14 protein-coding genes and 2 tRNA genes are annotated in these 13,697 nt (G+C 72.1%); 11 read left to right on the top strand and 5 right to left on the bottom strand.

Translation table 11 applies throughout. The annotated features are described in order from the left end of the window. Nucleotides 1-97 precede the first annotated feature (97 nt). A complete protein-coding gene (locus tag ACF09C_RS18225; RefSeq protein WP_392092450.1) occupies nt 98-1,177 on the top strand; it encodes a hypothetical protein in 1,080 nt (359 codons plus the stop codon). Nucleotides 1,178-1,180: 3 nt separating this feature from the next. Here the strand turns inward: ACF09C_RS18225 and ACF09C_RS18220 are convergent, their stop codons facing one another. Then, complete coding sequence (locus ACF09C_RS18220) at nt 1,181-2,317, bottom strand: M48 family metallopeptidase (RefSeq protein WP_392092449.1); 1,137 nt, start codon at nt 2,315-2,317, stop codon at nt 1,181-1,183. Between the two features lie 226 nt (nt 2,318-2,543). Between ACF09C_RS18220 and ACF09C_RS18215 the strand changes: the two genes are divergently transcribed. The 6 genes from ACF09C_RS18215 (at nt 2,544) to ACF09C_RS18190 (ending at nt 6,415) form a co-directional block, all read left to right on the top strand. After that, entirely contained in the window at nt 2,544-2,705 is a 162-nt protein-coding gene (locus ACF09C_RS18215) for a hypothetical protein (protein ID WP_260226309.1), read from the top strand. A 52-nt stretch (nt 2,706-2,757) separates the two neighbouring features. After that, complete coding sequence (nadD, locus tag ACF09C_RS18210) at nt 2,758-3,378, top strand: nicotinate-nucleotide adenylyltransferase (protein ID WP_392092448.1); 621 nt, start codon at nt 2,758-2,760, stop codon at nt 3,376-3,378. Between the two features lie 19 nt (nt 3,379-3,397). Beyond that, nucleotides 3,398-5,086 (top strand): LCP family protein, encoded by a 1,689-nt coding sequence (locus ACF09C_RS18205; RefSeq protein ID WP_392092447.1) that lies wholly within the window; start codon nt 3,398-3,400, stop codon nt 5,084-5,086. Nucleotides 5,087-5,166: 80 nt separating this feature from the next. Then, a complete protein-coding gene (rsfS, locus tag ACF09C_RS18200) occupies nt 5,167-5,607 on the top strand; it encodes a ribosome silencing factor (RefSeq protein WP_392092446.1) in 441 nt (146 codons plus the stop codon). Next, complete coding sequence (locus ACF09C_RS18195; RefSeq protein WP_392092976.1) at nt 5,604-6,257, top strand: histidine phosphatase family protein; 654 nt, start codon at nt 5,604-5,606, stop codon at nt 6,255-6,257. The genes rsfS and ACF09C_RS18195 overlap by 4 nt, the downstream gene beginning before the upstream one ends. An 85-nt stretch (nt 6,258-6,342) precedes the next feature. Continuing rightward, nucleotides 6,343-6,415, top strand: a tRNA-Ala gene (locus ACF09C_RS18190). Between the two features lie 60 nt (nt 6,416-6,475). On the opposite strand, the gene ACF09C_RS18185 is transcribed toward ACF09C_RS18190, so the two are convergent. Further along, on the bottom strand, nt 6,476-7,351 hold the full coding sequence (locus ACF09C_RS18185) for a helix-turn-helix transcriptional regulator (RefSeq protein ID WP_392092445.1): 876 nt from the start codon (nt 7,349-7,351) through the stop codon (nt 6,476-6,478). A 94-nt stretch (nt 7,352-7,445) separates the two neighbouring features. On the opposite strand from ACF09C_RS18185, the gene ACF09C_RS18180 reads away from it, so the two are divergent. The 3 genes from ACF09C_RS18180 to ACF09C_RS18170 all read left to right on the top strand — a co-directional run bounded on the left by ACF09C_RS18180 (nt 7,446) and on the right by ACF09C_RS18170 (nt 9,370). Beyond that, nucleotides 7,446-8,879 (top strand): MFS transporter, encoded by a 1,434-nt coding sequence (locus ACF09C_RS18180; protein WP_392092444.1) that lies wholly within the window; start codon nt 7,446-7,448, stop codon nt 8,877-8,879. Between the two features lie 77 nt (nt 8,880-8,956). Next, entirely contained in the window at nt 8,957-9,133 is a 177-nt protein-coding gene (locus tag ACF09C_RS18175) for a hypothetical protein (protein WP_392092443.1), read from the top strand. Nucleotides 9,134-9,136: 3 nt separating this feature from the next. Then, nucleotides 9,137-9,370 carry a hypothetical protein gene (locus tag ACF09C_RS18170; protein WP_362006510.1) on the top strand — a complete coding sequence of 78 codons (234 nt, stop codon included), beginning with the start codon at nt 9,137-9,139 and terminating at the stop codon, nt 9,368-9,370. Here the strand turns inward: ACF09C_RS18170 and ACF09C_RS18165 are convergent. Then, complete coding sequence (locus tag ACF09C_RS18165) at nt 9,349-10,587, bottom strand: glycosyltransferase 87 family protein (RefSeq protein WP_392092442.1); 1,239 nt, start codon at nt 10,585-10,587, stop codon at nt 9,349-9,351. The two genes, ACF09C_RS18170 and ACF09C_RS18165, sit on opposite strands and share 22 nt — an antisense overlap. Before the next feature lie 120 nt (nt 10,588-10,707). Here ACF09C_RS18165 and ACF09C_RS18160 point away from each other — a divergent pair. Next, nucleotides 10,708-10,780: transfer RNA gene (locus tag ACF09C_RS18160), tRNA-Ala, on the top strand. A gap of 83 nt (nt 10,781-10,863) precedes the next feature. Here ACF09C_RS18160 and ACF09C_RS18155 read toward each other — a convergent pair. Both ACF09C_RS18155 and ACF09C_RS18150 read right to left on the bottom strand, forming a co-directional pair. Further along, nucleotides 10,864-12,441: an NADH-ubiquinone oxidoreductase-F iron-sulfur binding region domain-containing protein gene (locus ACF09C_RS18155; RefSeq protein ID WP_392092441.1), complete on the bottom strand. Its 1,578-nt coding sequence runs from the start codon at nt 12,439-12,441 to the stop codon at nt 10,864-10,866. Beyond that, complete coding sequence (locus ACF09C_RS18150; protein WP_392092440.1) at nt 12,438-13,676, bottom strand: hypothetical protein; 1,239 nt, start codon at nt 13,674-13,676, stop codon at nt 12,438-12,440. The genes ACF09C_RS18155 and ACF09C_RS18150 overlap by 4 nt, the downstream gene beginning before the upstream one ends. Between the last annotated feature and the right edge of the window lie 21 nt (nt 13,677-13,697).

Here is a 13,697-nt window from a genome sequence, read left to right as displayed (position 1 = left end):
CACCCGGCCGGACCATTCGTGCCGCACGTCCGAAATCTTCGGAACTTGTCGTGTACCTGGGCGTTTACCGGAGCCGCGTCCGACCTACTCTGAAGGTATGGCAGGGCGTGGCGACCCGCCTGAGGGGCCGGTTCCCGACCCCGGCGGTGGTGAGGACGAGTACCGATCCGTCGTCTTCGACGAGTCGTTCGTCAAAGCTGCCCGGCTCCAGGAGTTCTCGGCGGCGGAGCGTATGGGCGAGCACTCCCAGGCCGTACGCTCCCGCCCCTCCTGGGAGCCCAGAAGCGGCTCCCGCACGGCGATCATGCTGGTGCTCCTGGTCCTCCTCGCCTTCGGTACGGCCATCTACCTCGGCGTCCGCAACCCGTACCAGCCGCCCGTCGACCAGCGCGCCGAACCGCTGCGGACCACCGTCGTCCCGCTCGCCCCGCAGGGGCCGGTCCCGGGCGGGCAGCCGGCCCAGCTCTTCGCCAACAGCCCCGCCGCCGAGTACCGCACGGGCGCCGCCGGCATCAACTTCCCGGTCACCGGTCGCACGACCCACTTCTCGGAGGGCCAGGTGGTGACGGCCCTGTCCATCGCCAAGGACTATCTCGTGGCCTCCTCCCTGGAGCCCGACGTGCTGGCGGGGGTGACGGTCCGCCCTGCCCGCCTGCTGCTCGACCCCGACCAGCTCGCGCAGTTCGACCAGAGCGTCGAGTCCTCGACCGACGACGGCCGGCACGCGGAGGCCGGCTGGCTGGTGCGGTTCGACCCGGCGGAGGTCGCCCTCGCCGACCCGTCCGTCCGCGTCCAGGGCACCCTCCGCTTCGCGGAGACGGCCGCCGACATGCTGGAGGTCACGGCGGACCACACCTTCACCTACGCGCTGCGCCCGGTGACCGCCGGCGCCGGTCCGGTGGCCGCGGCCTCCCTCTTCACCGTCCACCGCGCGGTCCACTTCCGCTTCGACCGCGAGGACCTGCGGATGCACCGCGCCGAGCTGCTGGCCAGCACCGTCCAGGCGGGTCCGCAGGCCTGCGGACCCGACGCCGGCGGAGCCCTCCACCCGCTGCTCGCGGGTGAACGCGCCTCCGACGCGGGCGGCCCGGCCGTCACCGACCCGTACGCCACGGGCCGGCCCGCCGTCTCCGCGCTCTGCGGGACCCTCGCCCCGGGCGCTCAGCCCTCGCTCTGAGGCTCAGCCCTCGCTCGGAGCGCCGCCGCCTCTGCCGCTCTCGCCGCCCGCGTCGCCCTTCTCGCCGCCGGCCGTCCCACCGTCGCCGCGCGCCGCCGTGCCGCCGCCGAACCTGCTGCGCAGCTTCCCGCCCAGGTCGCCCGCCAGGTCGCCCGCGCCGCCCGCGATGTCGCCGACCAGCTTCATCAGCGGGTCCTTGCTGGTGCGCACCGATTCGGCGTAGTGCCCGGCGGATTCCCGGAAGGAGTCGGTCACCGAGGTGTCCTTGTCCTCCTCGCGCCGCGGGTAGTGACCGTCCATGATCCGCTGGTAGTCCCGGGTCTCGGACCACTTCTTCAGCTCGGCCGCCCGCACGGTCGTGAAGGGGTGCGTGCGCGGGAGCACGTTGAGGATCTTCAGGACGGAGTCGCGCAGGTCGCCGCCCTTCTCGTACTCGTCGGCCTGGGCGAGGAACGCGTCCACGTTCATCTCGTGCAGATGGTTGCCACCGGCGATCTTCATCAGACCGCGCATCGACGCCTGCAGATCCTGGCCGACCAGCAGACCCGCCCGGTCCGCCGACAGCTCGGACTTGCGGAACCACTCCCGCAGCGCGGTCACGATCGCCATGATCGCCACGTTGCCGAGCGGGATCCAGGCGACCTTGACCGCCAGGCTGGTGAGGAACAGCAGGATCGTGCGGTACACGGAGTGACCGGAGAGGGCGTGGCCCACCTCGTGGCCGACGACCGCGCGCATCTCCTCCTCGTCGAGCAGCTCCACGAGGCCGGTGGTGACCACGATGATCGGCTCGTCCAGGCCGATACACATCGCGTTCGGCTTCGGGTCCTGCGTGACGTACATCGGCGGGACCTTCTCCAGGTCCAGGATGTAACAGGCGTCCCTCAGCATGTCGTTGAGGTGGGAGAACTGGGCCTCGCTCACCCGCACGGAGTCGGAGAGGAAGAGCAGTCGCAGGCTCCGCTCGGGCAGCAGCCCGCTCAGCGCCTTGAAGACCGTGTCGAAGCCGGTGAGCTTGCGCAGCGCCACGAGCGCCGAGCGGTCCGCCGGGTGCTCGTAGGCGCGTGAGGAGATACCGGGGAAGCGCCTGCGCTGCCTGCTCGGCACGCTCTCCCGGCCGTTGTCGGACTTCTCGGTCATTGGATGCCCCCTGTTCGTACGAGACCTTGCTCGTCCCCCTGACGCGTCCCAGCCTAGGTGCTGGGGTCCCGGAGCGCCCGAGCCTGTGGATAACTCCGGCACGGGGGCGACGGCGGGGTACGACAGCCCGGTCAACGACTGAGTCGGCGTGAGCGTGCCCGGACGGCCCGCATACGATGTGCGCGAAGTCTCCGCTCCCGTCCCCGATCGATAGGTCCTGCCGAAGATGAGCCTCCACAGCACCGCCGCGAACCTGGTCATGCTCGCCGAGGGCGCCGAGCACGGTGGCAACCACGACAGCCTCAACCCCTACCTCACCGGTTTCGGCGCCCTGGGCGCGCTGCTCCTGCTGCTGTGGATCACCACCCGCTTCAACCGCGACCGCTGAGCCGGAGACCGGACCGAAGGCGCCCGCTGCCGTGCCAGTAGGCTCTGCACGCATGGGAGAGCAGGAAGTGCCTACTGGCGGCCACGGCAAGCGCCGACTCGGCGTGATGGGCGGAACGTTCGACCCGATCCACCACGGACACCTGGTGGCCGCCAGTGAGGTGGCCGCCCTGTTCCACCTCGACGAGGTGGTGTTCGTGCCGACCGGGCAGCCGTGGCAGAAGAGCCACAAGGCGGTGTCGCCGGCCGAGGACCGCTATCTGATGACGGTCATCGCGACGGCGTCCAACCCGCAGTTCTCGGTCAGCCGGATCGAGATCGACCGGGGCGGGCCCACGTACACCATCGACACCCTGCGGGACCTGCGCTCCCTCAACAGCGACGCGGACCTCTTCTTCATCACGGGTGCCGACGCGCTGTCGCAGATCCTCACGTGGCGCGACGCGGAGGAGCTGTTCTCGCTCGCCCACTTCATCGGCGTCACCCGGCCGGGCCACGACCTCACGGACGACGGCCTGCCCAAGGGGGGCGTCTCGCTCGTCGAGGTTCCCGCACTCGCCATCTCCTCCACCGACTGCCGGGCGAGGGTCGCCAAGGGCGATCCGGTCTGGTATTTGGTGCCGGACGGTGTGGTTCGCTACATCGACAAGCGCCAGTTGTACCGCGGCGAGTGAGCCTCGGAGAGGGGCACCGGTGAACGACCAGAACCCGTACGACCCGTACTACCCGCAGCCGCAGATCATCGGCTACGACGAGTACGGGCAACCGGTGTACCAGCAGGTGCCGGCGCAGGCGCAGCAGCCGTACGACCCGTACGCCCAGCAGCAGTATGTCCAGCACCAGGGACAGCAGGCGCAGCAGCAGGGCTACGGCTACGACGCCTACGGGCAGCCCGTCCAGCCGCAGCAACCCCAGCAGCAGCCGTACGACCCGTACGGTCAGCAGCAGCCGCAGCAGGGCTACGGCCACTCCTCGTACGACACCGGCCGTCAGTGGGCCGTCCAGGCCGACACGGCCCCCGCCCCCGCCTCCCCGCAGGCTCCCGCGCCCGCCGCCCCGGTGGCCGCGCCGCCCGGCGTGCCAGGTCAGCGCCCCGCTCCGGACAGCGGTGGCGACCGCGACTACCGCACCGAGCAGTTCTCGTTCATCGAGGAGCCCGACGAGGACTCCGAAGACGTCATCGACTGGCTCAAGTTCACCGAGAGCCGCTCCGAGCGGCGCGAGGAGGCCAGGCGGCGCGGCCGCAACAAGGTCGTCGCCCTGATCGTGGTCCTGGCCCTCGCCGCCGTCGGCGGGGTCGGCTACCTCTGGTCCGCGGGCAAGCTCCCCGGCATGTCCGGCGAGGAGCAGAAGCAGAACACCGCGACCGGGCCGCAGAAGCGCGACACGATCGTCGTGCATCTGCACGACATCAAGAGCGGCAACACCTCCACCGCCCTCCTCGTCGACAACACCACGACCCAGCAGGGCACCACCGTCCTGCTCCCCAACAGCCTGTCCGTGTCCAACTCCGAGGGCACCGCGACCACGCTCGCCAAGTCCGTCGAGGACGACGGCTCCAGCGGCACACGGGAGGCGGTCGGCAACCTCCTCGGAACGAAGATCACCGGCACCTGGCGCCTGGACTCCCCGTTCCTGGAGAACCTGGTCGAGCTGGTCAGCAACATCGACCTCACCACCGACGTCACCGTGCCCAGTGACAAGAAGGGCGAGGACCCGCTCGTCACCAAGGGCGAGAACCAGACGCTGAACGGCCGCGCCGCCGTCGCCTACGCGACCTACCGCGCGCCCGGCGAGGCCGAGGCCAAGCAGCTCCAGCGCTTCGGCCAGGTCCTCTACGGCGTGCTGCGGAAGATGTCCGACGACCCCAAGGCCAACGCGGACACCATCGCGACGCTGGTCATGATCCTCGACCCGTCCCTGCCGGAGAAGGACCTCGGCGCCTCGCTCGCTGGTCTCGCCAAGCACGCCAAGGGCGGCGACTACAAGACGGCCGTCCTCCCGGTGGAGCAGGACGGCTCTCTCACCGAGGCCGCGGCCGACAGTGTGGTCAAGGACATCCTCGGCGGCAAGGTCAGTGCCCCCGAGCAGGGCGCGGCGGTCCGGGTCTCGGTCAAGGACGCCACCGGCAAGGACGCCACCGAGGCCGCCAGGGTCGTCCTGGTCAACGGAGGCTTCGCCTTCGTGGGCGGCGCGGACGCGGAAACCGAGGAGGCGTCCCAGGTCCTGTACGGCGACGACGCCCAGAAGGCGACCGCCGGCGAGGTCGCCAAGACGCTCGGGCTCCCGGACAGCGCGGTGAAGAAGGGCAAGCCCGCCGGAAACGCCGATGTCACGGTGGTTCTGGGCCAGGACTACAAGATCCCCGGGAGCAAGAAGTGACCCGTTCGTAATCGTTTGCGGTGCGGTCGGCGGTACGTGAGACCCTTGATGTGTCTCTGACCGCCGACGAAAGCCTGCTTGTGACCGCCACGGATCGCTCCATCGAGCTCGTCAACGCCGCCGCCCAGGCGGCGGCCGACCGGCTCGCGCACGACATCATCGCGTACGACGTCAGCGATGTGCTGTCGATCACCGACGCCTTCCTGCTCGCCTCCGCGCCCAACGACCGCCAGGTCAAGTCGATCGTCGACGAGATCGAGGAGCGGCTCAACAAGGACCTCGGCGCCAAGCCGGTCCGCCGCGAGGGCGACCGCGACGCCCGCTGGATCCTCCTGGACTATGTGGACATCGTCGTCCACGTCCAGCACAGCGAGGAGCGGGTCTTCTACGCCCTGGAGCGGCTCTGGAAGGACTGCCCCGAGCTGCCCCTCCCCGAGGACGCCCTGAAGACCCGCGGCAAGGCCGCCGAGCACGCCGCGCTGACCGGCGTCGGCGAGGAGACGGACGGTGAGCTGAGCTGAGCACCACCAAGGGCGGCAGCGGCCGCCGCATCGTCCTGTGGCGGCACGGTCAGACCTCGTGGAACCTGGAGCGCCGATTCCAGGGCTCCACGGACATCGAGCTGACCGAGACCGGCCTCGCCCAGGCGCGCCGGGCCGCCCGGCTGCTCGCCTCGCTGAAGCCGGACGCGATCATCGCCTCCGACCTCAAGCGGGCCGCGGCCACCGCGGCCGAGCTGTCCGCGATCACCGGCCACCTCGTCACGCACGACTCCGCCCTGCGCGAGACGTACGCGGGGGAGTGGCAGGGGCTGACCCACGACGAGATCGTGGCGCGCTACGGCGAGCAGTACGCCGCCTGGAAGCGCGGCGAGCCCGTGCGCAGGGGCGGCGGCGAGCTGGAGACCGAGGTCGCCGACCGCGCCGCCCCGCTCGTGCTCGAGTACACCGAGAAGCTGCCCGAGGACGGCACCCTCGTCGTCGTGAGCCACGGCGGCACCATCCGCACCACCATCGGCCGGCTCCTCGGCCTGGAGGCGCGGCACTGGGAGAGCCTCGGTGGGCTCTCCAACTGCTGCTGGTCCGTCCTCGGCGAGGGCGCCCGGGGCTGGCGGCTCCTGGAGCACAACGCCGGAACGCTGCCCGAACCGGTGCTCGGCGACGACGACTGAGCGGTCCTCCGACCCGGATTTCACTTTCCGGCAGGTCACAGGCTAAAGTTCTTCTTGTTCGCAGCGCGGAGCGCGAAGAACACGAGGGGCTATAGCTCAGTTGGTAGAGCGCCTGCATGGCATGCAGGAGGTCAGGAGTTCAATTCTCCTTAGCTCCACAGTCACCGAATCCCGTCCCCGCCAGGGGGCGGGATTCGTCGTTTCCCGTCCCTCGCCGCTCATGTCCAGGTGTCCACCCCCTCGGCGCGGAGCGTCTCGATCGCCTGTCTGCTCTCCTCGTCGTTGGGGGTGTAGGCGACGATGCGGCACTCCGGCATCCCGTTGATCGAGAGCGACACCGAGGTCATCCGCAGCTCTCCCACGGCGTCGTGACGGAAGGTCTTGACCTGGCTGCCGGGCGGGACCACGTCGCCGCTCCGCCACAGCCGGGCGAACTCCGGGCTCGCCGCCGTGAGCCTGCGGACGAACCCCTCCCAGGCGGGTTCACCGACATGCCGGCCGTACGCGCCGCGCATCTGGGCCACCATCAGCGGAAGCTCGCGCCCCCTGTCGACGAGCGGACAGCGGTGGTCCTCGATCGTGAAGAGCGTCCACAGGACGTTGCGTACGTCGGCGGGGGTGGTCCCCGGCGCGGCGAACAGCAGTCGGTACGTCGAGTTGGTCGCGAGCACGTCGTACCGGCTGTTGTAGACGACGGCGGGATGCGGGACCAGGGCGTCCAGGATGCCCTGGATCTCCGGGCTGACCACGTCCACGTCCTCGGTGGCGTGGTCCGGCGCGAACGGCACCTCCGCCAGGTGGTACAGATGCTCGCGCTCGGGCCGGTCGAGCCGGAGGACGCGGGCCACCGCGTCGAGCACCTGGGCGGAGGCGTTGATCGGACGGCCCTGTTCCAGCCAGGTGTACCAGGTGACGCCGACGCCGGAGAGCTGGGCGACCTCCTCACGGCGCAGCCCTGGCGTGCGGCGGCGCAGGCCCGGTGGCATCCCCACGTCCTCCGGAGTCACCCGGGCCCGGCGGCCGCGCAGGAACGCGGCCAGTTCGTGTCTGCGGCGCGGCTGTGCCGGTGCTGCCAAGATCGTCACACCCCCCATGGTCGAGTCCGCGTGCCGCCGTTGCCAGGTGGTGTCAGTACCAGCATCGGCGGGCTCTCGTTACCCGTATCGGTCCCTCGTCACGCTGGCTGCCATGACGACGACTCCCACACGTCCCGTACTCAGTAAAGACGGTGGCACCGACAATCGGCGGGCGCTGCTGCTCGCGGTGGTGCTCGCCGCGCAGTTCATGGCGCTGCTCGACGTCTTCATCGTCAATGTCGCCGCCCCCACGATCCGTACCGAAATGGGCGCCTCCGGGGCGGGACTTCAGCTCGTCGTCGCCGGATACACCATCGCCTACGCGGTCCTGCTGGTCACCGGCGCGCGGCTCGGTGACCGCTTCGGCCACCGCCGGGCGTACCTCGGCGGGCTCGCGGTCTTCACCGCCGCCTCGCTCGCCTGCGGACTGGCCGCCGACACGGGCCAGTTGATCGCGTTCCGGATCGTCCAGGGCGCCGGGGCGGCCCTGACGATCCCGCAGGTGCTCAGCCTCATCCAGCGCACGTTCACGGGCGAGGACCGGGTCCGTGCCCTCGGGGCGTACTCGGCCGTGCTCGCCACCGGCGCCGCCGCGGGCCAGGTCGTCGGCGGTGTCCTCGTCAGCGCGGATCTCCTGGGCAGCGGATGGCGGCCGGTGTTCCTCGTCAACGTGCCGATCGGCGTGGCCCTGCTGGCGCTCGGCGCACGCGTCCTGCCGCGCGACGCGCCCACCGGACCCGAACGCTCCCGCCCCCTCGACCTGCCGGGCCTCGTCCTCCTCGCGGCGGCCGTCTCGCTCCTGACCGTCCCGCTGGTCCTCGGACAGGAGCAGGACTGGCCACTGTGGGCCTGGCTCTCGCTCGCGGCCGCCGCGGCCCTGGCCGTGGTCTTCGGCGCGTACGAGTCGCGGCTCGCCCGCCGGGGCGGCGCGCCGCTCATCGCCCCGCGCGTCCTGCGGATCCCCGGCATCGGAAAGGCCGCGTTCCGGATCGCTGTGGCGATGGCCGTCAACGCGGGCTTCCTGTTCACCCTGACCCTGCACCTGCAAGGAGGGCTCGGGTACAGCGCCCTGCGCGCGGGTCTCACCTTCGCGCCGGCCGCCGTCGTCTTCGGTGTGATCGGCTTCACCTGGCGGCGCTGGCCCGCCCGCGCGCAGCGCGTGCTCGTCCCCGCCGGGTTCCTCACCGCCGCGGCCGCCGCCCTGGCCATGGGTGCCCTCCTGCGGGGCGGCGGCACCGGCGGCTGGGCCCTCTACCCGGCCTTCGTCGCCATGGGAGGCGGGCTCGCGCTCGCCTTCAGCCCCGCCCTGACCGGCGCGCTCGCGGCGGTCAGGCCCGAGGACGCCGCCGACGCCGGCGGCCTGCTCGCCACCGTCACCCAGCTCGGGCAGCTGATCGGTGTGGCGGCCTTCGGTACGGTCTTCCTGGGGCGGCTGCACGCGCCAGGGGCGTATGACTCCGCGGAGGCGCTGTGGGCGTGCGCCCTCGCCCTGGCGGCCGCGTCGATCTTGGGCGCCTCGACCGCCCTCGTACGACGAGCCCGCTGACCCCCTTGCGGGGCCATGGCAGAATCGGACGGCCGGAGGGGAACGAGGGGTCCGGGCGGAGGGAGTGCGCGTTGGCCGTGAGCGGTGCCGAGGATGCCGAGGCCCATGCCGTCACCGAGCCCGTCGAGTCCGCGGAACGCTCCGAGGCTCTGCTCGACTGCCCCTCGTGCGGTTCCGCCCAGGTGGCCCAAATGCTCGGTGACAACGGCGGAGTGTCCTATGTGTGCACGTCCTGCGGCCACAGCTGGAGCTGAGTGATGGGTGCACACAGGCGGAAATGCGACTGGTGCGGCAGTGGTACGCCCATCGTCCGGGACATGGACCCGGTGAATGTCGACTACCAGTACTGGTGCGAGGAGTGCGCGCGGGCGCTGATCATAAAAGGCGACCCCATCGAGACCTACCGTGAGCTCGAAGGGGAGCCGATCTACGGCCGGCTCCTCGACGAACACTGCACCCTCAAGCGGTTCTACTCCTTCGCCACGGCCTGATCCCCGTCCGTGGCCCGGCGCGTGAGCGCGTACCCCACGAACAGCGCCGTCGCGGTCAGCGGATAGACCCCGGAGAGCAGCATCTGACCGGCGTTCTGGTCGAGTTCGGGGCGGCCCGGGTCGTGCGGCACCCACCAGAGCGCGAACGAGGCGAAGACCAGCGGCACCGCCCAGACCGTCCAGGCCGGCCGTATCCGCTCACGGCGGTCCACCAGCAGCACCAGCAGCGGCACGCACCACACCCAGTGGTGGGACCACGAGATCGGGCTGATCATGAGCGCCGTGACCGCGCAGACGATCACGGCCAGGGCCTTGTCCCCGCGCAGCGCGGCCCGGACCGCCAGCACCATCGCCGCGCCTCCGAGGGCGGCCGCGACGACGGCCCACAGCAGGCCGGGATCGTCGGTGTGCATCAGCCGGGCCAGCACTCCGCGCAGCGACTGGTTGGCGGTCTCCTCTGCGAAGCCGACCCGGCCGGTCTCGAAGAGCGTGTGGGTCCAGAAGCGCCTGGAGTCGTAGGGCAGGGCCAGCGCGCTCGCGAGGGTCGCCCCGAGGAACACCGCCGTCGCCGTCGCGGCCATCCGAAGCCAGGCGTTCCACCGCCGCTCGCGGCGCCACTGGAGCAGCCCGGCCGCGAGCACGAGGACGACGAAGAGCCCCGGTGTGAGCTTCACCGCAGTCGCCAGGCCGATGCCCACGCCCGCCCAGCGGCTGCCCTCCCGGCGTGTGAAGTCCCACAGCACGGCCACCGCGATGAGCAGGTTGATCTGCCCGTACCGCAGCGTCGTCCACACCGGCTCGCACCAGACGACGACCGCCGCCACCAGGAGCGCGGCGCGCCAGAGCCGCTCGCCGGAGAGGGACGGCCGCACGAGCCGCAGCGAGAGCTGGACCAGCGCCAGCACGAGCAGCAGGTTCCCGGCCGTGGCCAGCGTCCGCATCAGCGGGACGTCGACGAACGTCAGCGGGACGAACAACAACCCCGCGAAGGGCGGGTACGTCATGGCGAGGTTCGCCGAGGTCGCGCGCATCGCGTAGAGGTCGCCGCCGGCCCGGACCGTCTCTCCCTCGGCCCGGTAGACCATCACGTCGAGCATGTTCACGTGGGCCAGCCGCTGCGCCACCCAGAAGGCGGCGAACGACAGGAGACAGACCGCCACAGCGGTGGCCAGGGGCCACTGACGGGCGCGGGTTCGGGAGATCACGGACGCGGTCACAGAGGGCGACCCTACCCGCCGGGTTCGAACGCCCAGGGAAACGATTTGGTGATCCCCCGGGAGGCCGGTTAATGTTCTGTCTGTCGCCGCGGGGGAAACCCGGAACGGGGCGGACAGCAAGGGGCTATAGCTCAGTTGGTAGAGCGCCTGCATGGCATGCAGGAGGTCAGGAGTTCAATTCTCCTTAGCTCCACAAGAAGGAAGGAAGCGGACCATCCGAATCGGATGGTCCGCTTCTTCGTGTGCGGTCGGCCCCGTCGCCGGGGCCGACCGGGGTCAACCCCTGCCGCTGCCCAGCGCCTTGGGTCCGCCGCCGGGCGGCAGCGCCGGCCGCTCGGAGGACGTCGCCTCGACCCGCAGTGCCAGCGCGGGACAGCGGCGTACGGCCCGCTGGGCCCGGCCGCGCAGATGCGTGGGCACGGAGGCGTCGGCGAGCGCCGGATAGCCGTCGGGGCCCAGCCGGATCAGCTCCGGCACGATGTCCGCGCACAGCCCGTGCCCCTGGCAGAGCGTCCAGTCCACGGCCAGCTTCTCGCCGCTCGGAATGGACTCCTCCGAGTCCTGGTGACCGGGCCCGGGCAGCGGCAGCACGCCCAGGGTCGGGCGGTCGCAGCCGCCGCCGAGCACATGCGCGGCCAGATCGTCCGTGAACGCCGACACCGTCGACGCGAGGAACCGGGCCGAACCGTCCGGGTGCTTGCACGCGCCCCTGCCCTTGACCGCCTGGGTGACCGCACGCAGCGCCTCCAGCGCGGCGGGGCCGCCCCCGTTCAGGACGTCGGACAGACCGCCGGCCGCAGCCGGGAGCCCGAGGCGGCACGGCCCGCACTGACCGGCCGTCTCCGCCGCCAGCCAGTTCGCCACCCGCAGCGACTCCCCGATCGGGCAGGTCTCGGGCCCGATCGGCAGGATCGCCCCGGCCCCCAGCGCGCCGCCGACGGCGGCCAGTGACGCCCGGGAGACGACCGCGTCGTCGACCGCGACCGAGTCGATCCAGCTGCCGTGATAGCCGCCCGTGAGGACGCCCTGCGGCAGCGGCGGAGCCCCCGCCAGCTGGAGCACGTACCGCAGCGGGACCCCGGTGGGCACCTCGACGACCATGGGGCGCGCGACCGCGCCGGACAGCGTCAGCATGACCGTGCCTGGTTCCGCGTCCAGACCGGTGTGGCGGTAGCGGCGCGGTCCGATCCGGGCCGCGACGGCCAGCTGGGCGAAGGTCTCGGCGTTCGACAGCAGCGTCGGCGCGCCGCCCACCCCCGACTCGGCCGCTCGCTCCCGGCGGCCGGGCGGCAGCGCGGGCCCGCCGCCCGCCGCGCGGATCACCGCGGAGGCCTCCCCGGAGACCATCCGCTCGGGAGTACGGACGACACGCGCGCGTAGACCCTGCCCGCGCCGGTCGGACAGGCCGCGCTCGGCGAGCGCGGCCCGGACGGATATCTCCGTGGAGTTACGGGTGACGGCCACGATCAGCGTCCGGGCGCCGAGGGCCTCCGCGGCAAGGAGCGCGCCGTCCAGGATCAGGTGCGGTGCGCGGTTGAGCAGAACCGTGTCCTTGCGGCAGGCGGGCTCGCCCTCGCTGCCGTTGACCACGACCACCGGTCGCACCCCGCGGCGGATCGCCGCCTGACCGACCGCCCTGAGCTTGCGGCCGAAGGGAAAACCGGCGCCACCGCGCCCGTGCAGTGACATCTCGTCCGCGAGCCGGGCCAGCTGCTCGCCGCCCATGGGGTCGAGCGGCCCGTGCACCTTCAGGTGCATGTCGAGACCGAGCCGTTCGACCAGGTCGAACCCCTGGGTGAGCTGGGGCAGGCCGACCACCCGTACCTCGGGGACGTCGGGGAGCGGTGCGTTCACGGGCGGTCTCCAGAGGGAGCGGTCCAGGGCTCACCGGCCGGCGGCGGGGTGGCGTAGGGCGGGGCCGGGGGCGGCGCCGCGTACGTCGGCATCGGAGCCGGGGCCGCGTAGGTCGGCATCGGGGGCGAGGGAGCGGGCCAGAAGCCGGGGCGGCGCGGCGGGTCGGGGACGACGGGTATCTCCTCGGTCAGGGGCACGCGCTCGGCGAGCGGGGCGGGTCCGCCGGGATCGGCGGCGGATCCGCCGGGATCGGCCGAGGCGGCGTACGGGACGGGCTCGGAGCGGTACGGGGTGCGCTCCGAGGCGGTGTACGGGACGGGCTCCGGCGGGAACGGGACGGGCTCAGGGGTGTACGGGGCGGGTTCGGGGCGGGTGTCGCCGATGGCGCGGGACACCGCGCGATAGGCGGCCGAGAATCCGGTGGGGACGCCGGGAGCGGGTCGGTCGAGCCACTCGGCGGACAGCGTGGCGGGTTCGTCGGGGACGGGCGCGGCGGACGGGCCTGTCGGGTTCTCGGTGTTCTTGGGGTCCGCGGTGTTCTCCGCGCTCTCGGCCGCGGGGTCCGGCTCGGGACGCCGGGTGCGGCCGGTGCGCCCGATGCGGACGGTGCGGCCTGTGCGGCCCTCCAGGGACGCCAGGAGGCCGGCGAACCGGTCCGCGAGCGCGCGCTGCGCGGGGGCGGGCAGCAGCCGGAGCGAGACGGCCGCGGCGACCGATGTCAGCGCCAGGCAGTACATGACCAGGACCCACGTGGCGGCGGGCCGGCCCGCGTACAGACCGTGGACCAGGGCGAAGCACCAGGCCGGGTACGCCAGCATGTGCAGCGGGCGCCAGCGGGCGGCGAACCGGCTCCGGCCCGCCAGGGTGCTGCGCAGGGCCCCGGTCGCGGCCGTGACGACCATGAGGAGCCCGGCGAGCGAGCCGAAGCCGATGAGCGCCGAGCTCCCGGTGACACCGAGGCCGAAGGGGAGCAGCGCGCCCAGCGGCTCGACCCGGCCGAGGGCGACCTTCACGGTCCCGTGCAGCAGCAGGAAGCCGAGCGCGGCGACCGCGGTGGCGCGGTGGATCCCCTGGGCGAGCAGCCGGTGCCGGGTGGAGAGCAGCAGCCGGTCGGTCGCGATCAGCCCCCACGCGACGGACGCCGTGAGGGACACCAGCGACAGCACACCGCTGGTGAAGTCGAGGGCGGCCCGGAATCCGTCACTGCCGCCGAGGACGAGCAGCGGAATGGTCACCAGCCCCGCGACCGAAATCCC

The sequence above is a fragment of the Streptomyces sp. NPDC014870 genome, assembly GCF_043081505.1.
In the GTDB taxonomy this organism is placed as follows: Bacteria; Actinomycetota; Actinomycetes; order Streptomycetales; family Streptomycetaceae; genus Streptomyces.
The sequence above is the reverse complement of the archived record's forward strand: the minus strand, read 5'-3'. Positions and strand labels throughout refer to the sequence as shown.